18 protein-coding genes and 1 pseudogene are annotated in these 26,499 nt (G+C 68.3%); 9 read left to right on the top strand and 10 right to left on the bottom strand.

The genetic code is table 11. The annotated features are described in order from the left end of the window. Positions 1–52 precede the first annotated feature (52 nt). The 3 genes from ABZ354_RS01815 to ABZ354_RS01805 all read right to left on the bottom strand — a co-directional run bounded on the left by ABZ354_RS01815 (position 53) and on the right by ABZ354_RS01805 (position 4,218). On the bottom strand, positions 53–1,567 hold the full coding sequence (locus ABZ354_RS01815; protein ID WP_358651842.1) for an ATP-binding protein: 1,515 nt from the start codon (positions 1,565–1,567) through the stop codon (positions 53–55). 28 nt (positions 1,568–1,595) lie between these two features. Continuing rightward, a complete protein-coding gene (locus tag ABZ354_RS01810; protein ID WP_358651840.1) occupies positions 1,596–3,494 on the bottom strand; it encodes a glycoside hydrolase family 15 protein in 1,899 nt (632 codons plus the stop codon). An 88-nt stretch (positions 3,495–3,582) separates the two neighbouring features. Beyond that, positions 3,583–4,218 (bottom strand): DUF6415 family natural product biosynthesis protein, encoded by a 636-nt coding sequence (locus ABZ354_RS01805; RefSeq protein WP_358651838.1) that lies wholly within the window; start codon positions 4,216–4,218, stop codon positions 3,583–3,585. Between the two features lie 189 nt (positions 4,219–4,407). Between ABZ354_RS01805 and ABZ354_RS01800 the strand changes: the two genes are divergently transcribed. Beyond that, positions 4,408–5,796 (top strand): Tat pathway signal protein, encoded by a 1,389-nt coding sequence (locus ABZ354_RS01800; RefSeq protein ID WP_358651836.1) that lies wholly within the window; start codon positions 4,408–4,410, stop codon positions 5,794–5,796. A gap of 72 nt (positions 5,797–5,868) precedes the next feature. Then, the gene (locus tag ABZ354_RS01795; protein WP_358651834.1) at positions 5,869–6,351 is read left to right on the top strand and encodes an SAM-dependent methyltransferase; all 483 of its coding nucleotides are present in this window, start codon (positions 5,869–5,871) and stop codon (positions 6,349–6,351) included. A 306-nt stretch (positions 6,352–6,657) separates the two neighbouring features. Here the strand turns inward: ABZ354_RS01795 and ABZ354_RS01790 are convergent, their stop codons facing one another. After that, positions 6,658–6,999: an ATP-binding protein gene (locus ABZ354_RS01790; RefSeq protein ID WP_358651832.1), complete on the bottom strand. Its 342-nt coding sequence runs from the start codon at positions 6,997–6,999 to the stop codon at positions 6,658–6,660. A gap of 260 nt (positions 7,000–7,259) precedes the next feature. Between ABZ354_RS01790 and ABZ354_RS01785 the strand changes: the two genes are divergently transcribed. The 3 genes and pseudogenes from ABZ354_RS01785 to ABZ354_RS01775 form a co-directional block, all read left to right on the top strand. Next, a complete protein-coding gene (locus ABZ354_RS01785) occupies positions 7,260–8,681 on the top strand; it encodes a helix-turn-helix transcriptional regulator (RefSeq protein ID WP_358651830.1) in 1,422 nt (473 codons plus the stop codon). Next, positions 8,678–9,559, top strand: coding sequence for an aminoglycoside phosphotransferase family protein (locus ABZ354_RS01780; protein WP_358651828.1), 882 nt, complete (start codon positions 8,678–8,680; stop codon positions 9,557–9,559). The genes ABZ354_RS01785 and ABZ354_RS01780 overlap by 4 nt, the downstream gene beginning before the upstream one ends. Positions 9,560–9,585: 26 nt before the next feature. Beyond that, positions 9,586–9,947: pseudogene (locus tag ABZ354_RS01775) on the top strand (transposase); the annotation flags it as partial. A 22-nt stretch (positions 9,948–9,969) separates the two neighbouring features. Here ABZ354_RS01775 and ABZ354_RS01770 read toward each other — a convergent pair. The 3 genes from ABZ354_RS01770 to ABZ354_RS01760 all read right to left on the bottom strand — a co-directional run bounded on the left by ABZ354_RS01770 (position 9,970) and on the right by ABZ354_RS01760 (position 12,325). Then, positions 9,970–10,488, bottom strand: coding sequence for a hypothetical protein (locus ABZ354_RS01770; RefSeq protein WP_358651826.1), 519 nt, complete (start codon positions 10,486–10,488; stop codon positions 9,970–9,972). 295 nt (positions 10,489–10,783) lie between these two features. Beyond that, positions 10,784–11,251 carry a hypothetical protein gene (locus ABZ354_RS01765; protein ID WP_358651824.1) on the bottom strand — a complete coding sequence of 156 codons (468 nt, stop codon included), beginning with the start codon at positions 11,249–11,251 and terminating at the stop codon, positions 10,784–10,786. 363 nt (positions 11,252–11,614) lie between these two features. Beyond that, complete coding sequence (locus tag ABZ354_RS01760) at positions 11,615–12,325, bottom strand: hypothetical protein (protein ID WP_358651822.1); 711 nt, start codon at positions 12,323–12,325, stop codon at positions 11,615–11,617. Between the two features lie 1,411 nt (positions 12,326–13,736). Between ABZ354_RS01760 and ABZ354_RS01755 the strand changes: the two genes are divergently transcribed. Both ABZ354_RS01755 and ABZ354_RS01750 read left to right on the top strand, forming a co-directional pair. Further along, positions 13,737–14,093: a helix-turn-helix domain-containing protein gene (locus ABZ354_RS01755; RefSeq protein WP_358652229.1), complete on the top strand. Its 357-nt coding sequence runs from the start codon at positions 13,737–13,739 to the stop codon at positions 14,091–14,093. Between the two features lie 86 nt (positions 14,094–14,179). Then, positions 14,180–15,400, top strand: a complete 1,221-nt coding sequence (locus ABZ354_RS01750) for a tyrosine-type recombinase/integrase (RefSeq protein WP_358651820.1) — start codon at positions 14,180–14,182, stop codon at positions 15,398–15,400. Between the two features lie 143 nt (positions 15,401–15,543). Here ABZ354_RS01750 and ABZ354_RS01745 read toward each other — a convergent pair whose 3' ends face one another. After that, a complete protein-coding gene (locus ABZ354_RS01745; protein ID WP_358651818.1) occupies positions 15,544–17,073 on the bottom strand; it encodes a UDP-N-acetylglucosamine 1-carboxyvinyltransferase in 1,530 nt (509 codons plus the stop codon). Positions 17,074–17,137: 64 nt separating this feature from the next. Next, positions 17,138–17,338, bottom strand: a complete 201-nt coding sequence (locus tag ABZ354_RS01740; RefSeq protein ID WP_358651816.1) for a DUF4236 domain-containing protein — start codon at positions 17,336–17,338, stop codon at positions 17,138–17,140. Positions 17,339–17,673: 335 nt separating this feature from the next. Here ABZ354_RS01740 and acnA point away from each other — a divergent pair, with 335 nt between their 5' ends. After that, positions 17,674–20,388, top strand: coding sequence for an aconitate hydratase AcnA (gene acnA, locus ABZ354_RS01735; RefSeq protein WP_358651814.1), 2,715 nt, complete (start codon positions 17,674–17,676; stop codon positions 20,386–20,388). Between the two features lie 307 nt (positions 20,389–20,695). On the opposite strand, the gene ABZ354_RS01730 is transcribed toward acnA, so the two are convergent. Next, complete coding sequence (locus ABZ354_RS01730; RefSeq protein ID WP_358651812.1) at positions 20,696–24,496, bottom strand: GH92 family glycosyl hydrolase; 3,801 nt, start codon at positions 24,494–24,496, stop codon at positions 20,696–20,698. A gap of 510 nt (positions 24,497–25,006) precedes the next feature. Here ABZ354_RS01730 and ngcE point away from each other — a divergent pair. Continuing rightward, positions 25,007–26,473, top strand: a complete 1,467-nt coding sequence (gene ngcE / locus ABZ354_RS01725) for an N-acetylglucosamine/diacetylchitobiose ABC transporter substrate-binding protein (RefSeq protein WP_358651810.1) — start codon at positions 25,007–25,009, stop codon at positions 26,471–26,473. Positions 26,474–26,499 lie beyond the last annotated feature (26 nt).

The following is a 26,499-nucleotide window of genomic DNA, read 5'->3' as shown; positions in this document are numbered from 1 at the left end:
GGAAGGGCCAGCGGATGTAACAGGCCACCGGGAACGTGAAGGAAGGGCGAAATCAGGGCCTGGGTTGCTCTGCCGAAGCGGGCGAAGAACCAGCGGTCCCGCTGGCCTGGATGCCTTTGCGGAAGGCGGCTGCGAGCCCTGGCGTCGCCGCGGTCACGGGGGCTTGCTCCCGCTCGCGTGGTGGACGGAACGAGCCGGCCTGACGCGTACGCGTGGGAAGGGCGGGCGCATCAGCCGAGTGACCTGCCTCTCCGGCTCTCGGCGCCCCTGCGGTGCCCGGGCGTGGTACCTGGCCCGCCGGGATGGCTGGAGCCGTGGCACTTTGCCGAGGCGGCGCGGAGGGGCGGGGTCTCCTGGGGAGCGCGCCCGAGTCCTCGAGCGAGGGAATCGCGACGATGAGCCGTGCCGGAATGACGACCAGGGCGGTGGTGCCTCCCGTCACGTTCTCCTGGAGGAGAACGGACAGCCCGTGCGACTGGGCGATTTTCGCGGCGACCAGCAAGCCGAGCTGTCCCGCTCGTACCTGACCGCTGACGTCCACCTCGTCAGGGGCCTTGAGCAGGTGGTTCATCTGCGCGCGTGTCTGCGGATGCATAGGGATGGCCCGATCCTCGACCTCGATCGCCAGCCCGTTGGAAACCCGCTGCGCTCGCACGGTCACCTTCGTTGCCGGATCGGAGCACTCGCAGGCGTTCTCGATCAGCTCGGCCAGAAGGTGGGTCAGGTCCGGACCCACATGTCCCGGAAGCCCCAGCTCAGCGCCCACGGAACCAGCCGCGACGGCCACACGCGGATACTGCACAACTTCGGAGACCGCGCCGCGCAGCGCCGTCGCGACGGGGACGGGCCGACGCACGCTGCGCAGGGACTGCCCGCCCAGCACCGCCGTGCTCTCGACCTGGCGGCGCATCCGCGTCACGAGGTGATCGATCTCGAAGATCTTCGAAAGCAGCTCCGGGTCGTCGGTCAGCATCTCCAGCTGGCTCAGTGCCTGGAGCGCCTTGCCGACCAGTGCGTGCTCGCGCATCGCAAGACGGCGCAACACTTCCAGGAGAACGACGGACTGGGACTCGTCGTGCACGCGTATCAGCGACGCGATGGCCTGCGCCTGGAGGGAACTCAACGCCTTGTTGATCTCGACGGTCGGACTGGCCGACGGTGGCGTCTGCATGTCCGGCAGCGCCGGGCGTCCCCCGCGGCACAGCTCGTCCGCCGACCACTGCACCGACTTCTCGACGGCCGCCCCTGCCTCGGCGACCGCTGTCAGCGCCGCTGCCTGGGCCTCCTCCACCGCTGCCTGCATGGCCCCTGCGGCCGTGCGCACTCCGCGAGCCGCCACCAGCGCGACCCCGGCCAGCCCACAGACAAGGCCAGTCAGGAGCCAGCCGGGACCTACCGCAGACATCAACCAGAGGGTGAAGGCGGCACTCAACAGCGCGGCCAGAAGCACCACGGGCAAGGCCACGGCGCGGCGGACACGGTGCAGCGTGATCGGGTCGATCCGTGGAGGCCGACGTCTGCGGTGGCCGGGAGCGGCCGGCCGTGCAGGGAAGGCGCTGTCAGGCATGGGAATCCTCGTCAGGGGGGTGAGGTTGCTAGGCGTGCTGCGGCGTCAGGCTTGTGCTGGTCTGGAGCGGTGAGGTCGAGCGAGGCGCCGGAACCTCGACCGTGCCTCGGTGGCAGGAAGACTGCGTCGCCAGCTGATGAAGGAGCCGGGCACTTTGGATCAGGCCCATGTGGCTGAATGCCTGCGGGAAATTACCGACCTGGCGCTGCTGGACGGGGTCGTATTCCTCGGCGAGGAGCCCGAGGTCGCTCCGCAGCGCGAGAAGGTGTTCGAAGAGGGCGTGGGCCTCGCCGAGGCGGCCGGTCAGGGCGAGCGCATCGACGAGCCAGAAGTTGCAAAGGAGGAAGGTGCCCTCATCGCCGGCCAAGCCGTCCACTCCGGTGCGCTTGCCGCGGGTCGGGTACCGGTACACGAGCCCGTCCGGTGTGGAGAGTTCACGACGTACCGCGTCCACGGTGCCGATGACGCGCGGGTCGTTCGGCGGCAGGAAACCGACGCGGGGGATGAGCAGCGTGGCGGCGTCCAGTTCCTGGGAGCCGTAGGACTGGGTGAAGGTGTTGCGCGCCGGGTCGAAGCCCTTGGTGCAGACCTCGTGGTGGATCGTGGCCCGCAGTTCGACCAAGAGGGTCAGGTCCACGTCGAGGGCACCGACTTCCGCCAGGCGGATCGTGCGGTCGACCGCCACCCAGGCCATCACCTTGGAGTGCACGAAGTGCCGGCGTGCCCCGCGGATCTCCCAGATTCCCTCATCGGGCTCCTGCCAGCGCTGCGCCAGGTGCTCGATGAGTCGCTGGTGCAGGACAGCGGTGTCGGCACAGTGGGCGACACCGCTCTGGTGCGCGAGGTACAGAGTCTCGATCACCTCGCCGTACACATCGAGCTGCAGTTGGTCTGCCGCTCCGTTGCCGACTCGCACCGGGGCCGAGTCCTCGTACCCCGGCAGCCACGCCAGCTGCCGCTCCCGCAGATCACGCTCTCCGGTGATCCCGTACATGATCTGCAGGTTCTCCGGATCACCGGCCACCGCACGCAACAGCCATCGCCGCCATGCTTGCGCCTCCTGCCGGTACCCGGTCCCCAGCAGCGCGGCCAGGGTCGTGGAGGCGTCGCGCAGCCAGGTGAAGCGGTAGTCCCAGTTCCGTCCGCCGCCGATCTCCTCAGGCAGTGATGTGGTCGGCGCCGCGACGATCCCGCCGCTCGGCCCATAGGTCATCGCCTTCAGCGCGATCAAGGAACGAATCACGGGCTCGCGGAAGGGGCCGTCGTAGGTGCATTCCTGCGCCCACTCCTGCCAGAAGGTGAGAGTCTCGGTGAGTGCGACCTCCGGGTCGGGAACGTCAGGCGCGGCTGCATGGGATGGGCACCAACTGAGCACGAAAGCCACGCTCTGCCCGGCGGCGACGGCGAAGGCGCTGACGATAGCGCCGTCCTTCTCCACCTGCTGGACGCAGGTGTCGAGCCACAGAGCGTCCGCGCCGGCCTCCGCGACCATGCGGCCCCCGACCTCGTGGATCCACGGGCTGACGCTGCCGTAACCCGGCCGCGGACGCATGGCAGAAATCATCGGCACTTCGCCGGTGAGACCCTCTACGATCCGGATCACCTGAGGTGCCCCGTCGCGTGGCGGCATGAAATCCAGGACGCGGACCGAACCGGTCGGGATGCGCCACACCGATTCGAGGACGAGTGAGTCACCGCAGTACCGGCGTTTGGCTTCCGTTTCGGAGCCGGACGGGACAGGAGGCGGCGAGGCCGGGGCGATCTGCCAGGTGCCGTGTTTCTGTGTCCCGAGCAGGCCGGCGAAAACGGCCGGCGAGTCGAAGCGGGGCAGGCACAGCCAGTCGATCGAACCGTCGTCGCAGACATGGGCACTGGTCTGCATGTCGCCGATCAGTCCGTACTGCTCGATACGCGGAAGACGTTCCATCGCTTATGAATCTCCATTGACCCGCAGGCCGGGGGCATCGGGGGCCGCTACAGCGGCCGGGAACACTGAGAAGGAGGGGTCCCTGTGGTCACCGGGGTGAGGTCGGGTCGTTCAGGGTCGGCGGGGAGTCCTTGTTGGCCGCGACAGGACTGTCTGCGCGCTCGCCGCGGAGGACCAGCCAGGCCGTCGGCCCGAGAATCAGGCCGATGACGACGCCGGTTACTGTCACGTCCGTGTCACCGAGGCGGCCCAGACCAAACAGGCGAGGGCGACTGCGAAAACCGCCCCAGCGCAGCATGTTGATCCGGGGCTTCCACGAACGCCGCCTGCGCTCCGGGCGCAGGGACCCGGGATCACCGCGCTCCACATGCGTGACGAGTTCCTGCGTCGCTTCGGCGAGCTCGACCAGGTACACCCGGCTGGGCATGTAGCCCTCGGGGCCGCTGTCCGAGTAGAGCCGTTGCGCGCGCAGCAGGACGGGGGTGCCCGAAGCGGTTCGTGCTCCCAACTGAGCAACGTGACCGCGCAGACGGCGAACGAGGTCCTCCACATCAGCAGCGCTCTCGGGTAGCGGTGAATCCTCGCCCAGCACGAGCGTCACCGTCTCCGACGCGGCCACCACGTGATCACGCTGCGGCGCCCGCGTCACGGTGACGGACCCTCGCTCTCCGCTCCCGCCCACGCTCTGGATGTCTCCTCCGCGAGGGACCAGCGAAAGGCGCATGACACAACTCCTGTTCGGATCAAGCCAAAGTGAGCCGAAATCGCCGGTTGGCACCGACGGCTGGCGTGCGAAGTGAGTGATCTGGCAGCTACGTTGAGCGAACCGTGAATCCCGTCTGAGGGGTATGCCTGTGCGGACCGGAAGGCCGCCAAAGGCGCCAAAGATCATTTCGGACCCAAGGGGCAGTCCATGGCCCGTGAACGAAACGTCGCCCTCGCCGCACTCCTGCGCGAAGCAGGCTGGTCCCAGCCACAAGCAGCCGCTGCCGTTGCTCGAGTGGCCGCGGAGAGCGGAGTGCGTGAGCTGGAGGCGATCTCCCGCTCGCACATCTCCATGTGGGTGCTCGGCACGAAGCCGAGTGGCAGAGCGCCGCATATCCTGCGCGAGACGCTGTCCCGCAGACTCGGCCGCCACCTCACCCTGGCCGACCTCGGGCTGGAAGAAGAGCCAACAGGCACGACCGACACCGGATCCGACTGGAGCGTCGACCCTCTGACCGCACTGGCCGAGCTGGGAAGCGACGATCTCGACATGCACCGACGCAAGCTGCTGTCCACCGCCGCCTACTCCGCGGCCGGCCTCGCCCTGCCCACAGCCTCGTGGTGGGCAGCCGCCCCCGCCGCAGCGGCGAAGCGCCGGCCGGCATCCCCGCGCCCGGTGACCCAAGCAGACATCGACGACGTCCGCGACCTCACGGTCTACTACTCCGCGCGAGACCAGCAGCGAGGCGGCGCCTCCGGCCGCAAAGCCCTTGCCAGCCACCTGCTCGACGAAGCAGTGCCGCTGCTCGGCGGTCGATTCCGCACAGATCAGCTGCGCCGCGACACGTACTCGACCGTGGCAGAGATGACCTACCTCGCCGGCTGGATGGCGTTCGACGCCAGTGAACACCGCACCGCCCAGCGCTACCTCACCATCGCCGCCCGGATCGCGGCGGAAGCGGGAGACGGACCGCTCGGCGGCCATGTCCTGCGCGCCCTCGCCCACCAGGCCGTGGACCTCGGGCATCCACGCCGGGCGCTCGCCCTGGCCGACGCCTCGATGTCCCGCGACCGCTACGGCCAAGCCAGCCATCGTGAAAAGGCACTTCTGGCGATCGTCCACGCTCGCGCACTCGCGGCCGACGGCGACCGGGTCGGCTCTCTCGCGGCCATCAGCCGCGCGGAGCGGGACCTCGCCCGCGCCGACACCAACGAGGCGCCAGCGCGTGTCGGCTTCTTCCAGGAAGCCTCCCTCGCCCACGAGACCGCCTGCGCTCTGCGCGACATGGGCCAGCAGCTCGACGCGGAGATCCACTTCAAGCGCAGCGTGGCCACCCGTCGGCGCCAGCAATACGCCCGCACCCACAGCGTCACGCTCGGCTATCTCGGCGCCGTTCAGGTCCAGCAAGGCCGCCTCGACGAGGCGTGCGCCACCTGGAACCAAGCACTCGACGCCATGACAGGCGTCCAGTCCGGTCGTGCCCGCGACGTCATCGTCCGCATCCAGAGCGACCTCTCGCCCGTCCGGCAACGTGGAGGCCGTCATGTCGCCGAACTGGACCACCGGGCACGGAGCATGCTGCGGGCCATAGGCTGATCCCGACACGGGCTTGTGGCGTCCAGCGGCAGCTCGCGGGCCAGCATCTCCAAGGGAGAGGAACCAGTACCGGTGACGACGTACGAGGTCGAATCGATCGCAACGGTCGTCGGCGGCCACACCCGCGTTCAGGACGACTTCCAAGGCGGGGTCCAGTCGGTGATCCGACTCAACGAGGAGTACCCTCTCGAAACCCTTCTGGGGATTGAAGAGTTCTCCCACCTGACGGTGACGTGGCGCTTTCACTTGGCGCAGCCCGAGGATGTCCAGCTCCACGCTCGCAGCCCCCGGGGGAACCCGCAGTGGCCGGCGACCGGAACTTTCGTCCACCGGAACCACCGGCGCCCCAACCAACTGGCCATCAGTTACCCGAGGTTGCTGAGTGTGAAAGGCCGCGACCTCCTGGTGACGGATCTCGACGCCGTCGACGGGACACCGGTTGTGGACCTGGCTCCCTACTTTCACGAGATGGGGCCCCGAGGCACGGTCCGCCAGCCGGCCTGGCCGAGCGAGATGCTTTCGACCTACTGGCGTGACGCGTCGGAGCGCGCGTAGACGGGCTTGCCGTAAGTCCTCGACGGTGGCGTCGCCGCGGGCATTCATCACGGCCTGCCTCCGGAGATACGGAGGAGGGTAGGCCCGGAGGCACGGTCGTCCTCGCTAACGGTTCCCTCTCCGGAGAGGTTCCGCACGGGGGCCAGGCCCGGGACCGAAGCCTCACCCGGGCTCTCCGAACGCATCGTCGCCGCCGATGAAATCCCGTCGAGCTTCGGATCGGTTTCGTCGGCCCTGGGCAACGGCAGCGAGTGCCGGCACATCGTGGTGGTCCTTTCGCGGCTCTTGTGAGACGGGCAGGTCTGGCTACGCGGAATGCAGGATCGTGGCCCAAACGTCCTTGCCGTGTGCAGTGGACGAGCAGCCGTAGCTGGTGCTGAGCTCCTTGATCAGCACCAGGCCGCGACCGCATTCGTCCTTGTCGCCAGCCGAGACGGGAGCCGGGAGCCGGGGCTCCGGGTCACTGACGCACAGGAAGACACCGTCAGGGGTTCGGGTGAGAACGACCTTCACTGGAACAGAGGACTCGTGCTCCTTGCGGGCGTGCTCGAAGGCGTTCGTCAGCAGTTCGGACACGGCGAGAGTGGCCCGCCAGTCGAGTTCGGTCAGGCCCCACAGACGTAGGCATGCCCTGACGAGGTCACGCACGCCCGAGATGGCTGCGGCTGTCAGAGCGATGTCGATCTCGCATGCTCCGGCGCGCGTCCGGACCGCTGAGCTAGTGCCCTCCGTGATGGGCTGTTGAGCCAGCAACAGGTCTGCCTGCATGGGGAGTCCCTCGTTCGACGAAATCTCACCAACCGGCGCCGGATGCGGTGTGTACTGGGGTGGCGGCCGTGAGCAACCATTGAGCCAGGCCGACAGGACCGCGTGCAGATCTTGATTCGGAAACCTCGATCTTCCGTTTCGTGAGCGAGGAACAGCCCATGCCAAGACCCGAGAAGCAGTTGACTCCGGATGCGTCTCCGCGCGACTGGTTCGGCTATGAACTGCGGACCTGGCGCAAGAAGCGCGGCCCCCTCACACACTCCGAGTTAGGCGTAAGAGTGCAGGTCAGCGGCTCTCTTATTGAGAAGATCGAGAAGGGGATCGCCACCTGCTCGGAGGACTTGGCCGAGCGCCTGGACGAGGTCTTGGAGACCGGCGGGGTCCTCACCAGGGCGTGGGGGATGGTGTTCGGCCAAACGGAAAAACCCCGCCCCGAAACGGAAAGTGCATCCCCCGGCAGGGTGGAGGCGTCGGTTCAGGTCCATGCAGGCCGCATCCTGGGCAGAGGTAGTACAACACCTCCAAGTGGGAGCCCTGCCTCTGTGGACCGTCGTGCCTTCCTCGCCACGAGCGGCCTTGCCGCCATCGCCCCGATAGACCTCGTCCACCTTGTGACCCCAACGGCCCCACGGGAGATCCCGACTCTGATCCGCCCCCGCGAGATCGGGCAGTTGAAGTCACTGGCCGATGTCATCCACCGCCAGGACAATGAGTACGGAGGCGGCGGCGCGGTGCGAGAACTCGCCCGGAGCGCCATCATGTGGGGTGCCTCCCTGCTGCCGGTGCCTTGCCCCGGGCCACTGCGCCCCGAACTTCTAGCCTCTGTGGCCCGCTTGGGGATTGTTGTCGGTGCGTCGCAGTTCGACGCTTACGCCCACGACGATGCCCGAGTCAGCTTCCGGCTGGCCGCCGAGTGCGCGGAGGAAGCCGGGGAGTGGCACCTGCGCGCCAAGACGTACTCGTTCATGGCTCGGCAGGAAATCTGGGTCGGAGATCCGGACACCGGCCTCACCCATGCGGAGAAGGGCCTGGTGCGCTCCGACCGCCTTACCGCGACCGAGCGTGCCATGCTGCAGACCGCCCGGGCCCGCGCCTTCGGCAAGATGCGCGACGTGGCCAACACCCTGCGGGCGGTCGGAGAAGCCGACGCCGCGTTCGAACAGTCAGATCCGGCACAGGATCCGCCGTGGATGGCGTACTACGACTACGCCCAGCACCACGGTGATACCGCGCACGCGCTCTTCGATCTCGCTGTCCACGCGGACCAGGACCCCGGGCAGGCGGCCCGCCGCTTTGAAATCGCGGTGAAAGGACACGGCAACGCTTTCGCCCGCTCGCGCGCCATCTCTGAGACAAAACTCGCTTCCCTGGTCATGGCCAAGGGCGACGATCCGCGGCACGCGGTCGTGCTCGGCCACCGAGCGCTGGACGACGTCGGCAAGCTGACCTCCTGCCGAGCCGCCGAGGACCTGCGGGAACTCGCCCGGTTCGCAGGCCGGCACCGGAAGCTCCCCGAGGCCAGCGACCTGCGCGAGCGCATCGCGGCTACGGTGCAAGCGTGACCACTTCGCCCACGCCCACCCAAGCCGTACTTGAGGAGGCGTGCCTCGCCGCCGGCCTCGACGCGACCAACGCCCAACCGATACGGATCGCCGAGAACGCCATATGGCGTCTGCCCGGGGGGATCGTGGTGCGCATCGCTCGGCCCGGCCAATCCGCCGCCGCAACGCGCGAAGTTCAGGTCGCCCGCTGGCTGGCCGCTAAGGGCGTGCCCGCCGTACGCGCCCTTGACCTGCGGCAGCCGGTAGCAGCCAGCGGGCACCCGGTGACGTTCTGGCAAGAGCTGCCGCCGCACGAAATCGGAACCGTCACCGATGTCGTCGTGCTCCTCAAGCAACTGCACGACCTGCCAAAACCAGCCCTGCCATTGGGTGAGCTAGACCCGTTCGTCCGGCTGGTTGAACGCATCGACGCAGCGAGCACAATTTCTGACGATGACCGGCAGTGGCTGAACGGCCGGCTTGAAGATCTCAAGCAGCAATGGGCTTCGAGGCCGAAGGGACTGCCCGAGTGCGTAGTCCACGGGGATGCATGGGTCGGCAACGTAGCGCGCACGGAGGCCGGCCCGTTGTTGATGGACTTCGAGCGCGCTTCGTTTGGCCCGCCGGAGTGGGATCTCGTGTCGACCGCGGTGAAGCTCACGACGACCGGCGCGGTGTCTGCAGAGGAGTATGCCGCGTTCTGCGAGACCTACGGCGTTGACGTCACGGAGTGGGAAGGGTATGAACTCCTCGCTGGCGCACGAGAGTTGCGTATGGCGACGTACGCCGCGCAGCACGCTGCCAGCCGGCCGGAGTGGAGGCGCGAGGCGCAATACCGCATTGACTGCTTGCGCGGCCGGGCCGGGGCGCCGCCGTGGCGATGGAAGGGGATCATGTAGCCCACGACCGGGCCCACTACCAGTTGCTGACGGCCTTCGTCGACCACGGCCCAGGCGGCAGCGGAGAGCCGGTCGCTGGCCCGTTGCGGCCCGGCAACGCGGGCAGCAACACTGCGGCCGACCACATCACCACCGCCCAACTCGCCCTGCCCCAGCTGCCGAAGAAGTACCGGCGCGGGCGTCACACATTGATCCGGATCGATTCCGGCGGCGGCACCACGAGTTCGTAGCCTGGGTGGCCAGACGCGGCCGGTAGCTGTCGTACTGGGGCAGGACCATCACCGGCGCCATCCACCATGCCGTCATGAAGGTTCCCGCCTCTGCTTGGACCGCGGCCACCGAACCCGACGGAGAAGTCTGTGACGGCGCCTGGGTCACCGAACTCACACGTTGCCGGGCCGTCTGAAGCGCTACGCCTTATCCCCGAGGTCGTCCGGGTCGTCGTCGATGTCCTCGATGAGTCTGGGGCCGCCACCGTTGTTCTCCTGCACACGGCGCTCCCAGGCGGCGCGGAAGGCAGGCAGGTGCTCCTCATCGAGGTAGTAGCCAGCCGTCTTCGACCAACCCTTTTGCGGGTCGGGCGTCGTCGGGCGCACCGGGTTCGGGATGTCCGGAGACCACCAACCTTCCTTCGCCCCCCGCTTGATGGCCTTCGTGAGAGCAGCTGACGGCCCGCGAAGCGAGTTCTGCCCCCACTTCTCGCGATAGGCGTAGGCGTCCAGCCAGCCGTCTCCCTGCACCAGCTGGCTCATGAACAGCTGTACGCGGGTGTTGGTGTGGCGCAGTAGCCGGTATGCGCGGTCGGCCGTCCATACGGTATCCGGCGCTTCTTGCGTGGCGACCGTTACGCCCTCGGCTCCGGCGAACATCGCCAGCACCTCGCGGGCAAAGTCCTCGGTCGCGTCCTGCACGTGGATGGTCAGGTCCATCCGCCCCCCTCAGAGAAACAACCACAGAATGGCCTCGATTCGGCCTGACTGACAGGGTGGCACGTGGCGCTGTGTCAGACAATCTCGATTCTAAGGTTATTCAAGCTCAATCATCCGGGACCGGACGTCGAACGCACCGCCAGGCAGCCACAGAGCCGTATGTCTGGTCTGAGTCGTTCGGTTCGCTCCAGGAGCAGACCGACGCCGAAGCCCGCGCCCGGCGAGCGAACCGCGTCCGTCGGCACCGCGGCCCGGGCAAGCAGTACGACAGCGGCCGGCCCTGACGACGCCGCGGTCAGCGGGCGCGGTTCCACCACTCGGCGGCATTCAGCACCAGTACCTTCTTCTCCAGCGCCTTGGCCGCCGTGCCGCTCTCGGTGACGGCCCAACAGACATGAAGATCCGCCCAGGCCAGCGCGGCCTTACCCCACTCGGTCGCCCGCCTGGGCCGCCCACTTTCAACCTCCGCCAGCCGCTCGCGAAGCCACTGGGGGTCGGCCAGCGCCCGGTCGAAGACCGCCTCTCCGAGCCCGGAGGCCAGCGCCTTGCCGCTGGTGTAGCGACGCAGCCGCCCGCGCAGACCTTCTCCCTGGCGTTCGCCTGCCATACCGACATAGACGAGCGGGCCAGCCGCGCCCTGCCTGGCGAGGTAGACGCCCGGCATCTGCGGCACTTCCGCGCCGGCCAAGGGAACCCACTCCGACCACGAGGCTAGGTCCAGAACTTCCCGGCTGATCCCCTCGACGTCCACGGGCTCGGGCATGCGCAGTCCTCTCGCAGACGTTCAGTGTGCGGCACACATGCAGAACGAGCCGCCGCAGGTGTAGCAGCGTGGACGCCCGACGCACCGGCACGACTGCCCGCAGTTCACAGGCTCGGTATGCCACTTCACTTCGTCCGGGTTGCCCGGGTCGTACGCGGCGCGGCAGTCCCGGCAGGCAACCTGCCCCGGTGGGAGGTCCTCAGCAGCTGGTGTCCGGGGCGGCTCCGCAGCGGGCGACTGCCCGGGGTCTCGCAGCGCATCCGGGTCCTCGTCCTCGAAGAGGCGAAACACCTCAATGCGGCTCCACTCGTCGGACATGGTCACATCCTGCCAGACGGCACCGCAGCCGCCGCCGCGGTGCCTTCAGTAGTCCATGGCGGACCGCATCTCGGCCTCGCACTCGGCGTCGTGCTCGGCGTAGTACTCGGCTTGGTTCTCCGCATGCGCGTCGAGGACACCTGAGCAGCCGGCGTACAGCATCCAAGCGGCATCATGAAGACGCCGGACGTCCGCGTCGAAGTCGACTCTCTGCTGGTTCGGCCGCGCCCGCACCAACCCCTGTCCCTTGCCGCCCTTCACCGTGCTGTATCGGAAGGTCTGCCCGTTCTCGTCGAGCTGGTGCAGCCAGTCCAGGGTGTCTTGAGTGGGCGGGTCGATCCGGTCGTTCGGGGGCGGCATCAGCCGGCTGAGGTACTGGTTCAGGCGGTCCGCCAGGTGCGCGATCACGTGGGACCTCGCCAGGAAGTTGTCGAGCTCGCCGGGCGGCACCGACACTCCGTGGCGACGCAGGCAAGCCGCGGCCGACCGGATGTTCCACTTCAGGGAGAGTTCGATGGCGTGCCGGTACTGGTAGTAGATCGGCACGGGCAGAGCGTCGTTCGTGCCGGTGCGGATCCAGTGGCTCGCCAGGATGGCACCTGCCTCCAGGTAACCGAGAGCCAGGTCGAGATCGTCCTCGTGGGCACCTCCGAGGACAGCGATGCTGTTCCACTCTGACCGGCGCGGAGGCAGCCGGGTCATATCAAGCGGGTCATCCCCCGCGGCGTCCACGTCATCCACAAGCGCATCGTCCATGGAGCCATGGTGGTGGTCCGGGCACCCGACACGCCCCGCATTTTCGGCTCCTGTGTACTTCCCGCAGGGCTCGAACCGCAAGATCGGCCGGCGTCGCGCTGGCAGGCGCTCCGACCAGGGGGCCGCCGCTCCGGAGCCCTCAGCATACTTCGCGTCGACGAGGAGACCGCGTAACACTACTGGCCGGGCCACCGCGTCGCCGCCCACCATCTGCGGCAAGTCGGCAGGAGGTCCTCGTGGTCCTGGCCCACTCCGAGAAGCAGGACGCCGGTCATGTCCTTGATCTCCGCGGCTGAGTAGCCCGCGGCGCCGAGGTCGGTCGGTACGCAGGCCCGGAGGCCGTGCGCGGTGACCTCGTTGGCAACAAGTGAGCCAGGGACCGCGGAGCTTGACCGCGCGTCACGTAGGGAGTGGGATGACCGAGACCCTGCCCGCCGTGTCGGCCAACACCGACATCGTCGACGCCGAGCTGGTCTCCAACGACCCGCCGAACCTCCCAGGCGTCCCTGTCGACATCAAACAGCTCACCCCCGAGGCCAACGAGGTGATGGCCAACTCTGACCGCGCCAACACCCGCCGCACCTACACCGAGCGCTGGAGCGCATTCGCCTACGGCAGACAAGAAAGATCACAGAAACACTGGATAGCTGCGCGAGGTCATGTCAACGTACAACGTCCCGCAAAAATCCAGGCCAGGTGGTGCCATTGCTCGGCCGCGATCACTTCTTCGAAACCACTCGGATGGGCGTCGCGAGGTTGGCCCGCTGGCGTGGCTCCACCTTGGGAGGCCCGTCTGTCTGAGTCTGCTATCCGATTTGCCCGCTTCACTTCCCCGACGCTCTTTGCCCTCGGCGGCCTGAACGCCTGGGTCGGCCAAAAGGCCGGTGACTACCCTGCGGTCTCCACGGGACTCTGTGCCTCCGTCTGCGCGGCCGGCCTTTTCGGTGCGGATCTCTTGCAGCGAGGCTACCGCGACGATCGTGTCGGCCTCGTGCACGTGGCACGGCATCCGGGTGCAACAACACGGCAAGCGTGCCCTCGGGGCTCGCGAGCGCCGCGTCACGGTGAATCTCGACCGGCTCACGGACGGCGGTCTGCTAACGGTCGCCTCGGACGGCGCGCCCGTAGCCGCGCACTCGTACGCACTTCCCCCTGCCGGCGGGGAGGCCACGCAGGCGTTGGGCGCGTGATGCGGCGGGCAACATAGCCGACGATCGCCGGTTAGCCAAACCGGCGATCGTCGCGAACATGAAGGTGTTCGCTTTCGGCTGTGCTTGGCGGTGGAGTCGTGGCGGACGCGGGCCGCTTCGCGTTGGCAAGAGGAGGCGCGGGGCAGCTCTGCTGCGGCGTATTGCCGTAGGCAGCGTGTGTCGCCGACAGGTGGCCGTCCTGGCGCACTCCGCGCGAGGTGATGCTGCCGCGCCCCTGTCGCTCCTCGCTCTCCCCGCAAGGAAACCCTGCCATGCAACGATCGGCGATACTGCCTGCCCCCGCGGCTTCCTCCGTAGCCGTACGTACGGCCTTTCTGACCGTGAAAGACGCCGCCGATTACCTCGGCCTCTCACCTCACACCCTCTACGTCTGGCGCCATCGTCGGCAGGGACCGCCGAGCTTCCGCATGGGCCCTCGTGGTCGCGTCATGTACCGGGTGGAAGCCCTCGACGCCTGGGTCCTCGAACAGGAGCAGGCCGACTCCCGCTCTAACTCGACCCTCAACCCGCTCAGTACCCGACCTCAGGAGCGTTTCGCCAGGTTCACCAGAGCCTGACGCCTCCCAAGCGTCGTAATGCGCGCCGACATCGTCGCCCTCTAGCAAAGGAGTTCGCCCTGGCCGGCTACATAGAAGATCGGTGGTTGAAGAAGCGTCCCAACCTGACAACCGGCAAGCGCGATCGCACTACCATGTACGGCAAGTGCACCCGATACCGCGTCAAGGGCATCCCGGGCATCAAAGGTCGTTCCTTCGACGCCCTCCAGGACGCCAAAACCTGGCTCGCCCAGGCCCAGACGGACGCGCGCCGAGGGGAGTTCGTCGATCCCCGCGATGGGGCCATTTCCCTCAAGGACTACATCTCAACGCACTGGTGGCCTACCCAGAGCGGTGACCCGTCCACGATCGAGCGGATCGAGCAGAGGGTGCGGCGGCACATCGTTCCCCATCTGGGTGCTCTGCCGCTCAACGCCATCGGTTCGGAGGTCCTGCGTCATTGGAAGAAGCGGCTGGAGAAGGACCTCGGTTCGACCTCCATCCGTATGGTCTGGGCGACGCTTTCCAGCGTCCTCCAGGCCGCGGTCGAGGACCGTCGCCTCGGACGCAACCCATGCCGGTCCAGCACGGTCCGCCCTCCGGCCGCGGCACCCGGCAGGGTTGAAGCGTGGTCGCCCGAACAGGTCCTGGCGGTACGGAAGGCCCTGCCGGATCGCTACCGGCTCCTCCTCGTGATCGGAGCAGGTCTCGGGCTCCGGCAAGGGGAGGCGCTTGGGCTTTCAGCGGACGACATCGACTTCGAGAAGGAAGTCGTGCACGTCCGGCGGCAGGTCAAGATGGTGCGGGCGAAACTGTGCTTCGCGCTCCCCAAGGGTCGCAAGGTCCGGGACGTGCCGCTACCGTCCAGCGTCGCCCGGGCCATCCGGCAGCACATGGAGCAGTTCGCGCCGGTGCCGGTCACGCTGCCCTGGGACGACCCGACTCCGGCCGAGACGCCGGTGGAGGCTAAGCACCGGCGGCCGAGGACCTACAGCCTCCTGGCGACGGGACGTGAGCGGAAGGCCATCAACCGGAACTACTTCAACTCCTACGTGTGGAAGCCCGCTCTGGCCGAGGCAGGAGTGATCGCACCGCTGGACGAGGGCAGCAGGGACGGTGCTCGCGTGTGGGAGCCGTCCCGGGAGCACGGCTTCCACGCCCTGCGCCATTTCTACGCTTCCGAGGAACTGGAGGCTGGCGAATCGGTCGTCTCCCTGGCACGCTGGCTGGGGCACTCCGACCCCGGGTTCACGCTGCGGAAGTACTCTCACTTCCTGCCCCGCGCTGGTGCACGAGGCAGCGCCGCCATCGACGCAATCTTCGCGTAACCGAGGCCGGTCGCCAGAGCCTGTGGACCATGGCTCGTAGCCCGCCGCAGGCGCAAAGTCCCAGAGAAGTCCCAGAGATGCCGCCGCACTCCTCCCTGTCCCGCTAAGTAGCAGGTCAGACGGGGTGCGGCGGCACTCGCATATCAAATGTCGCGGAAGATCTCGATCTGGGCCCCGATCGAGTTCAGCCGTTCCGCGAGGTCCTCGTAACCGCGGTTGATGACGTACACGTTGCGCAGGACGGACGTGCCCTCGGCCGCCATCATCGCCAGCAGGACGACCACCGCGGGACGCAGCGCCGGCGGGCACATCATCTCCGCGGCGCGCCAGCGGGTCGGGCCCTCGACCAGGACGCGGTGCGGGTCCAGCAGCTGCAGGCGTCCGCCGAGGCGGTTGAGGTCGGTGAGGTAGATGGCGCGGTTGTCGTAGACCCAGTCGTGGATGAGGGTCTTGCCCTGCGCGGTCGCCGCGATGGCCGCGAAGAACGGGACGTTGTCGATGTTCAGGCCGGGGAACGGCATCGGGTGGATCTTGTCGATCGGCGCCTCCAGCTTGGAGGGCCGGACCGTGAGGTCCACCAGGCGGGTGCGGCCGTTGTCGGCGACGTACTCCGCGGAGCGGTCGTGGTCCAGGCCCATCTCCTCCAGGACCGCCAGCTCGATCTCCAGGAACTCGATGGGGACCCGGCGCACCGTCAGCTCGGACTCCGTCACCACGGCGGCGGCCAGCAGGCTCATCGCCTCGACCGGGTCCTCGGAGGGGAAGTAGTCCACGTCGACGTCGATGACCGGCACGCCGTGCACGGTGAGCGTGGTCGTACCGATGCCCTCGACCCGGACGCCCAGCGCCTCCAGGAAGAAGCACAGGTCCTGGACCATGTAGTTGGAGGAGGCGTTGCGGATGACGGTGACGCCGTCGTGGCGCGCGGCGGCCAGCAGCGCGTTCTCCGTCACCGTGTCGCCGCGCTCGGTCAGCACGATCGGGCGGTCGGGTCGGACCGAGCGGTCGACGACCGCGTGGTACTGGCCCTCCGTCGCGGCCACGTCCAGGCCGAACCGGCGCAGCGCGATCATGTGCGGCTCGATGGTGCGCGTTCCGAGGTCGCAGCCGCCGGCGTACGGCAGCATGAAGCGGTCCGTGCGGTGCAGCAGCGGGCCGAGGAACATGATGATGGACCGGGTGCGCACCGCGGCCTCGGCGTCGATGGCCGCCATGTCCAGCTCCGCCGGCGGCACGATCTCCAGGTCGACGCCGTCGTTGATCCAGCGGGCGCGCACGCCGATGGAGCTGAGGACTTCGAGCAGGCGGTAGACCTCCTCGATACGGGCGACGCGGCGCAGCACCGTACGGCCCTTGTTGAGCAGCGAGGCGCACAGCAGCGCCACGCAGGCGTTCTTGCTCGTCTTGACGTCGATGGCGCCGGACAGGCGCCGTCCGCCGACCACGCGCAGGTGCATCGGACCCGCGTAGCCCAGCGAGACGATCTCGCTGTCGAGGGCCTCGCCGATCCGGGCGATCATCTCAAGGCTGATGTTCTGGTTGCCGCGCTCGATGCGGTTGACGGCGCTCTGGCTCGTGCCGAGCGCCTCGGCCAGCTGCGACTGCGTCCAGCCCCGGTGTTGCCGGGCGTCACGGATGAGCTTGCCAATGCGTACGAGGTAGTCGTCTGCCATGACCTCGAGGCTATCTCAGATATGAGATGGCGCCCGTTCAGAGGGCCGTCCGGGTGACGGCTTGTCAGGGCCGTTTGGCTGAACGGGTCCGCCGCCAGCCGAAAGGTCCGGGCAGATCCATCGATGTCGTACGACGTCCCGTGCTGCTGTGGGTCTGGCGCGGCCCGCCGTTCGCGCCGCCGGTCGTCACGGACCAGGAGCGCTTGTTGATGGTGAGCCGCACTCCGGGCAGGATCCGGAAACTCTTGCGGAACGTCAGGGGCATGCGTGCCTCCTCGGCGGTGCCGGTGGGTGTTCGTCCCCGACGGTTACCCAGGCCGGGGCGGTCGATGACAGCCGGCGGGGGTCCGTGTGCTGCGCCTGCGGCGCCGCCGCCGCGTGTCCGGGGCCGTGGACACGCCAGGGCCGCACATGACCGGACCCGCCTCATGTACTAGAGTTATCTCGACATCGAGATATCTGCCGAGGCGCACCGCAGCCGCACGCCGTAGTCGAGTCCGGTGGTAAGGCTTGCCTAACTAAGCCTTACCTTAGCGGATCGGCCGGGACGTCGTGGCGGCAGGATGCGGTGGAACGCGCACATCAATGAAGGAGACTGTCGTGTCGGCGAACAGCTTCGACGCCCGCAGCACGCTGCAGGTGGGCGACGAGTCGTACGAGATCTTCCGGCTGGACCAGGTCGAGGGCTCCGCGCGCCTTCCCTACAGCCTGAAGGTGCTGCTGGAGAACCTGCTCCGCACCGAGGACGGCGCCAACATCACCGCCGACCACATCCGCGCCCTCGGCGGCTGGGACTCCCAGGCCCAGCCGTCGCAGGAGATCCAGTTCACGCCGGCCCGCGTGATCATGCAGGACTTCACCGGCGTGCCCTGTGTCGTCGACCTCGCCACCATGCGTGAGGCCGTGAAGGAGCTGGGCGGCGACCCGGCGAAGATCAACCCGCTCGCGCCGGCCGAGCTGGTCATCGACCACTCCGTCATCGCCGACAAGTTCGGCACGGCGGAGGCCTTCGGCCAGAACGTCGAGCTGGAGTACGGCCGCAACAAGGAGCGCTACCAGTTCCTGCGCTGGGGCCAGACCGCGTTCGACGAGTTCAAGGTCGTCCCGCCCGGCACCGGCATCGTCCACCAGGTCAACATCGAGCACCTGGCGCGCACGGTCATGGTCCGCAACGGCCAGGCCTACCCCGACACCCTCGTCGGCACCGACTCGCACACCACCATGGTCAACGGCCTCGGTGTGCTCGGCTGGGGCGTCGGCGGCATCGAGGCCGAGGCCGCCATGCTCGGCCAGCCGGTCTCCATGCTGATCCCGCGCGTCGTCGGCTTCAAGCTGACCGGCGAGCTGCAGGCCGGCACCACCGCCACCGACCTGGTGCTCACCATCACCGAGATGCTGCGCAAGCACGGCGTCGTCGGCAAGTTCGTGGAGTTCTACGGCGAGGGTGTGGCGGCCACGAGCCTCGCCAACCGCGCCACCATCGGCAACATGTCGCCGGAGTTCGGCTCCACCGCCGCGATCTTCCCGATCGACGACGAGACTCTGAACTACCTGCGCCTGACCGGCCGCTCCGGCCAGCAGGTCGCGCTCGTCGAGGCGTACGCCAAGGAGCAGGGCCTCTGGCTGGACCCGAAGGCCGAGCCGGACTTCTCCGAGAAGCTCGAGCTGGACCTGTCGACGGTCGTCCCGTCCATCGCCGGCCCGAAGCGCCCGCAGGACCGTATCGTCCTCGCGAACGCCGCCGAGCAGTTCAAGCAGGACGTCCGCAACTACGTGGACAGCGTGGACGAGGCGGGCCAGGAGTCCTTCCCGGCCTCCGACGCCCCGGCCGTCAGCAACGGCGTGCCGAGCAACCCGATCCCGGTCACCGCCCCCGACGGCACCACCTACGAGCTGGACCACGGCGCGGTGACGGTCGCGGCCATCACCTCCTGCACCAACACCTCCAACCCGTACGTCATGGTCGCCGCCGCGCTCGTCGCGAAGAAGGCCGTGGAGAAGGGCCTGACCCGCAAGCCGTGGGTCAAGACCACCCTCGCCCCGGGCTCCAAGGTCGTCACCGACTACTTCGAGAAGGCGGGCCTGACCCCGTACCTCGACAAGGTCGGCTTCAACCTCGTCGGCTACGGCTGCACCACCTGCATCGGCAACTCCGGCCCGCTGCCCGACGAGGTCTCCCAGGCCGTCAACGAGCACGACCTGGCCGTGACCTCGGTGCTGTCCGGCAACCGCAACTTCGAGGGCCGGATCAACCCCGACGTCAAGATGAACTACCTGGCGTCCCCGCCGCTGGTCGTCGCGTACGCCCTGGCCGGCTCCATGAAGGTGGACATCACCAAGGACGCCCTGGGTGCCGACCAGGACGGCAACCCGGTCTACCTGAAGGACATCTGGCCCTCCGAGGCCGAGGTCAACGACGTCGTCGCCAACGCCATCGGCGAGGACATGTTCGCCAAGTCCTACAGCGACGTCTTCGCGGGCGACGCCCAGTGGCAGGCGCTGCCCATTCCGACCGGCAACACCTTCGAGTGGGACCCGCAGTCGACGTACGTCCGCAAGCCCCCGTACTTCGAGGGCATGACGATGGAGACCACCCCGGTCTCCGACATCTCGGGCGCGCGCGTGCTCGCCAAGCTGGGCGACTCGGTCACCACCGACCACATCTCCCCGGCCGGCGCCATCAAGGCCGACACCCCGGCCGGCACGTACCTCACCGAGCACGGTGTGGAGCGTCGTGACTTCAACTCCTACGGTTCCCGCCGGGGCAACCACGAGGTCATGATCCGCGGCACGTTCGCCAACATCCGCCTGCGCAACCAGATCGCGCCGGGCACCGAGGGCGGCTACACCCGCGACTTCACGCAGGACGGCGCCCCCGTCTCCTTCATCTACGACGCCTCGCGCAACTACATCGAGCAGGGCATCCCGCTGGTCGTCCTGGCCGGCAAGGAGTACGGCTCCGGCTCGTCCCGCGACTGGGCGGCCAAGGGCACCGCGCTCCTGGGCGTCAAGGCCGTCATCGCCGAGTCCTACGAGCGCATCCACCGCTCCAACCTCATCGGCATGGGCGTGCTGCCGCTGCAGTTCCCCGAGGGGCAGACCGCCCAGACCCTCGGCCTGACCGGCGAGGAGACCTTCTCCTTCACCGGCGTCGAGGAGCTCAACAACGGCACCACGCCGCGCACGGTGAAGGTCACCACCGACACCGGTGTCGAGTTCGACGCGGTCGTCCGCATCGACACCCCCGGCGAGGCGGACTACTACCGCAACGGCGGCATCATGCAGTACGTGCTGCGCAGCCTGATCCGCAAGTAGGCGCCGGCGCACCACGTGAGAGGGCCGTATCCCCGTATACCGGGGATACGGCCCTTCGCCGTGCCCGCCCGGGCGGAACACGACACCCGGGCGGGGCGGGGCGGGACAGGACGGGCAGCTGCGGCAGGCCCCCGGCATGGACACCCCGCGGAGGACGGGCTGTCAACGCGCGTCGTGAACCGGGTCGTTGGCGCCCGGGGCCGACCGCGTCGCACGGATGCCCTCCCGTCCCACGGGGTACGCCGTGGGACGGGAGGGGACGGCGGGTCCGGACGGAGGCCGCGTCCGGACCCGCCACGACCGTGCGTCAGGACAGCAGCTCCACCTCCGCGAGCGTGGCCTCGCCGTCCAGGACGAGCCGGTAGTGCCGGTACGCGCCCGGCTCCGGCACCGAGAACGCCCGGGTCTGCCGGTCCCAGCGGAACGACTCGCCGGAGCGTTCGTCCAGGTCCTGCCAGGTGTCGCCGTCGGCCGAGCCCTGCAGGACCCACCCGGTGGGCGCCTTCGCGTGGTCGGCGGACGTCAGCGTGTACTGCACGGCCTTCGTCTCCGCGCCCGTCGGCAGCTCCACCGTGGACACGGCGGCGCCGGTGCCCGACGTGTTGTCGAACAGGGCACCCTCGCCCTTCAGGACGTCCGCGCGCGGCGTCGGCACCTTGTCGTCCCGCGTGACCGACACGGGCGCAGCGTCCTTGCCGGTGCCCCACGTCGAGGGGCGCGGGCCCATGTCGAACTCCAGCACCCCGCCCTTCGCGAGCAGCGCGTGCGGCAGCGAGGTCTTCGTCCAGGCGCGGCCGTTGACCTTCAGGCCCTGGACGTACACGTTCTTCGCGCTGTTGTCCGGTGCCTTCACGACCAGGTCGTGGCCGTTCTCCAGGTGCACGGTCGCCTTCTTGAACAGCGGGGAGCCGATGGCGTACTCGCCGCTGCCCATCACCAGCGGGTAGAAGCCCAGCGAGGAGAACAGGAACCAGGCCGACTGCTCGCCGTTGTCCTCGTCGCCGTGGTAGCCCTGCCCGATCTCGCTGCCGGTGTAGAGCCGGGACAGCACCTCACGGACGTTCTTCTGGGCCTTGAAGGGCTGCCCGGCCGCGTCGTACATGTAGTTCACGTGGTGGGCGACCTGGTTGGAGTGCCCGTACATGCCCATCCGCACGTCACGTGCCTCGGTCATCTCGTGGATGACACCGCCGTAGGAGCCGACGAACTCGGGGGAGGCCGTCTCCGGGGTGGAGAAGTACTCGTCGAGCTTGTCGCCGAGGCCGCTGCGACCGCCGTACAGGTTCGCCAGGCCCCGGCTGTCCTGCGGGGCGGTGAAGGCGTAGCCCCAGCCGTTGGTCTCCGTGTAGTCGTGACCCCACACGCGCGGGTCGTACTCCTCCGACTTCACGCGCCAGTCGCCCTCGGCGTCCTTGCCCTGGAAGAAGCCGGCCTTCGTGTCGAAGAGGTTGACGTAGTCCTGGGCGCGGTTGAGGAAGTACTCCGACTCCTCCCGGTAGCGCTTCTCGCCCGTGTCCTTGTAGAGCTTCTGGCCCATGCGGGCGATGCCGTAGTCGTTGAGGTAGCCCTCCAGTGCCCACGACAGGCCCTCGTGCGTGCCGGTGCTGGTGTAGCCGAGGAACGGCGAGGTCGCCATGCCCTTGCGGCCCACACCGGACGCCGGGGGCACCACGGTCGCGTTCTTCACGGCCGCGTCGTACGCCGCCTTCTCGTCGAAGTCCACGCCCTTGACGTACGCGTCGGCGAACGCGACGTCCGAGGAGGTGCCCGTCATCAGGTCGGCGTAGCCGGGGGAGGACCAGCGGGAGGTCCAGCCGCCGTCCTTGTACTGCTGCACGAAGCCGTCGACCAGCTCACCGGCCTTGCCCGGCGTGAGGAAGGAGTACGCCGGCCAGGTGGTGCGGTAGGTGTCCCAGAAGCCGTTGTTGACGTACACCTTGCCGTCGACGATCTTGGCGCCGGTGTGCGTCGGGGTGTCCGGGTCCGGCATCGGCGAGAACGGAGAGGCGTACTTGTCCTTCCCGTCGACCTTCTCGAAGCCCGAGTTGGGGTACAGGTACAGCCGGTACAGGCTGGAGTACAGCGTGGTCAGCTGGTCCGGCGTCGCGCCCTCCACCTCGACCTTGCCGAGCAGCGCGTCCCACTGCTTCTGGGCGCGTTTCTTGACGGCCGCGAAGTCCGTGCCGCCGGGGATCTCCTGGCGCAGGTTGTCCTTCGCCTGGTCGACGCTGATCAGCGAGGTGGCCAGGCGCAGCGTCACCCTGCGGTCCTTGCCCGCGTCGAACCGCAGATGGCCCTTGACACCGCTCGCGGAGCCCTCGGTGACCGGCTTGTCGAACGTGCCGTACACGAAGAGACGGGTGGCGCCCGCCGACAGGCCGGACTTCACGTCCGAGTAGCCGGTGACGACGCCGCTGTCCTCGTCGAGGCTCAGGCCCGCCTGGTCGGTGACGTTGTCGAACAGCACGCTCGCGTCGTCGCCGGGGTAGGTGAACCGGAGCATCGCCGCGTGGTCCGTCGGCGTCATCTCCGCCTTGAGGCCGTTCTCGAACCGCACCCCGTAGTAGTACGGCCGGGCGGTCTCGTTCTCGTGCCGGAAGGCCAGCTCACGCGCCTCACGGCCGTGGTCCGGGGTGCCCGCGGCGGTCGACGGCATCACCTGGAAGGTCTGCCGGTCGCCCATCCACGGGCTCGGCTCGTGGCTGGCGCTGAACGCCTGGATCGTCGGCAGGTTGTCCGCGTTGTTGCCGCGCGCGTAGTCGTACAGCCAGCTCAGCGAGCCCGCGTTCGTCACCGGCGTCCAGAAGTTGAAGCCGTGCGGCACGGCGGTCGCCGGGAAGTTGTTGCCGCGCGAGAAGCCGCCGCTGGAGTTCGTGCCGCGCGTCGTGAGCGCGTAGTCCGACGGGTGGGCCTTCGGTGCCTCCGGCGGGACGGGCCGGATCGTCACGTCGTCCACCCAGCCCCGGAACTTCGCCGGGCCCTTCGGGGAGTCGTACGCCACCAGGATCCGGTCCACCGTCCTGCCCGCCGCGACCGTGCCGATCCGCGAGGTGACGTTGTTCCACTGGTTGACGTACAGCACCTTCGACGTGCCTTGACCGCGTGGCGTCAGCGCGAAGCCGTGGCTGTCGGTGGCGCCCAGGTCGCTGAGGTAGGTGCCGTCGGTGAAGGCGAGGTCCACGGAGACGTTCGTGGCGTCGTAGTCCAGGTCGCCGTCCGCCATCGAGGGGAAGATCCGGTAGCCGAGCCGCGTGTCGCGCTGCACGGCCACGTTCACGTCGAAGACCTTGTTGTACGAGTATGCTCGGCCGTCCGCCGTGTGCCGTCCCGCGTACTTCAGGGCCCGCTTGCCCGTGAAGCCGGCCCCCGCCTTCGCGGTGGGGGAGCCGCTCGGGCCGCGGTCCACCAGCGACAGCATGTCCGGTGGGACGGGCCCGTCACCGCCGCCGACCGAGAACTGCACGTCGGCGAGCTGAAGGATGTCACCGCCGTTGTTCTCCGTGACGTCGAGCCGGAAGTGCCGGTATTCGGACGGTTCGGAAAGGTCGTACGTCTTCGTCTGGAACCGCTCGGAGAACGACTGCCCGGAGCGCGTGTCGAGCGTCTTCCACTCCTTGCCGTCCGCCGAGCCCTTCAGCGTCCAGCCGGCCGGGTCGCGCTCGTCGTGGTCGTTGGCGGAGGTGAGCGCGTAACGGGCGAGCTTCACGGGCTCGTCCAGGTCGAACTCCACCCAGCCGGTCGGCTCGAACGCCAGCCACTTGCTGCTCGGTTCGCCGTCGACGAGGTTCTCCTTCACCTCCCCGCCGCCGGCGTTCTCGTCGCTCGCCCGGACGTCCGTGACCCGGTCGGTCACATTGCCCGGTATGCCGTTGCTGTATCCGCCGTCGACACCCGAGGCGCGCTTCCCGCCGCCGGGACCCTCCTCGACGGTGCTGCGCCAGTCCGGGGCGGGGTCGCCGGCCTCGAACGACGAGGCGAACTCCCGCCCCGCGTCGGCGTCGGGCGCCTGAGGCAGGGCGACCGCCGCGCCCTGCGAGCCCACGGCCATGGCGAAAGCGGCCGTGAAGACGACCGCCGGGCCCCATCTGTGCCGAGCTCTGTGCTGCATACCCGGGCCATCCTCCCTGCGTGCGGACAACGTTGTCAGCTTCCTTGCGCAAGGAACAGTAGTGGGGCAAGCGTTCGGCGGTGTCAAGGGCGTCGACCGTGGCTTTCGAGGGCAATGCCGGGGATATTCCCGGCGCGGAACGCACAGGTCGCTCATATTTCCGCGAGGTCTCACTTCGGAAAAGACCCGCCGTCAACCTTGCATTCGATCTTGCTCCCCCGGAGGTAAGTGGACTATACCTGTCGGCGTCCGCACCCTTCGGTTCTCACCGGTCGGGAGTGGGCCCGGGGGAGTCGGAAGGCGTCGTTTCTCGGCAGGTTTCCTGCAGTAACACGCCAGCCGTGGGGCCATTTCCCGCAAACCCGGAACATCATGCAGTGAAGTAGTCCAGACACCCGAGTACGCGTCGCGCACGACCCGCACATCAGGTACGACCCAGCTTGACCCGATCGCGGTGCCGGGGAGGATCCGGTTCACCGCCTGAGTCCTGGAGAAGGCGAGGACTTGAGCATGGGATCCACCCACACCGAGAACAACGGTTCCGAGCACAGCGGCACGGCGGGAGTAGGCCGCCGCAGTCTGATCAAGCGGTCCGCCGCGCTCGGCCTGATCTCCGTCCCCACGATGAGCTTCCTGGCCTCGTGTGCCAGCGGCGGCGGGGACGACGAGCCGGAGAAGGCCAAGGGCGGCAAGAAGACCGCCAAGAACCCGCTCGGTGTCAACGAGACCGCCGGCATGGAGTTCGTCCTCTTCGACGGCGGCTTCGGCACGCAGTACGCCGAGGACGCCGTCAAGGTCTACGAGAAGAACTTCCCCAAGGCGAAGGTCAAGTTCTCCGCCACCCAGAAGATCCAGTCCACGCTCCAGCCCCGCTTCAACCAGGGCACCCCGCCGGACCTCATCGACAACTCCGGCGCCGAGCAGATGGACATGGGTGTCCTGGTCGGCAAGAACCAGCTCACCGACCTCACCCCGCTGCTCGACGCCCCGTCGGTCGACGACCCGAACAAGAAGGTCCGCGACACGCTGCGCCCCGGCATCGTGGAGATGGGCCAGTTCGACGGCGAGAAGGTCTGGATCATGTACTACGCGTACACGGTCTACGGCGTCTGGTACTCCAAGAAGGCCCTGGCCTCGCTCGACGAGGAGTACCCGGAGACCTGGGACCAGATGCTCGCCGTGTGCGCGAAGGCCAAGAAGAAGGGCATGGCGGGCTGGACGTACGCGGGCAAGTACCCGTACTACGTGCCCTTCTCGCTGTACCCGATGATCGGCAAGGTCGGCGGCCGCGAGGTCCTGGACGCCATCGACAACCTGGAGCCGAACGCCTGGAAGCACCCGGCGGTCAAGGCCTGCTTCGAGGCCTACTACGAGCTGGTCAAGAAGGGCTACGTCCTCAAGGGCACCCCCGGCCTCGACCACGTCCAGTCGCAGACCGCGTGGGCCAAGGGCAAGGCCCTGTTCATCCCGAACGGCTCCTGGGTGGAGAACGAGTCGGCGAACGTCATCCCCGACGACTTCGACCTGGCCGTGTCCGCGCCGACCGGCCTGGACAGCTCCGACAAGCTGCCCTTCGGCGCCCTGTGGGCCTCCGGCGGCGAGCCCTTCGTCGTGCCCGCCAAGGCGAAGAACGGCACGGGCGGCATGGAGCAGCTGCGCATCATGCTCAGTGAGGCCTCGTCGAAGAACTTCACCAGCACGGTCAAGTCGCTCACCGCGTTCAACGGCGGCACCGACGGCATCGAGCTGACCCCGGGCCTCAAGGCGGGCGTCGCGGCCCTGGAGAAGGCCGGCGACAACGTCCTGAACCCGCGGATCCAGGACTGGTACGTGCAGCTGCAGAAGGAGAAGATCGGCGTCGGCGGCATCGGCGAGATGATGGCGGGCCGCATCACCCCGGCCGAGGCCATCAAGAAGATCCAGGGCTACGCCGACGAGGCGGCCAAGGACTCGTCGATCAAGCACTACAAGCACTAGTGAGCCACCGCCACCAGGGCCTGCCC

The organism is Streptomyces sp. NPDC005925, assembly GCF_040638805.1.
Classification (GTDB): Bacteria; Actinomycetota; Actinomycetes; order Streptomycetales; family Streptomycetaceae; genus Streptomyces.
Note: the sequence above shows the minus strand (reverse complement) of the source record. Positions and strands in the feature narration are given on the sequence as shown.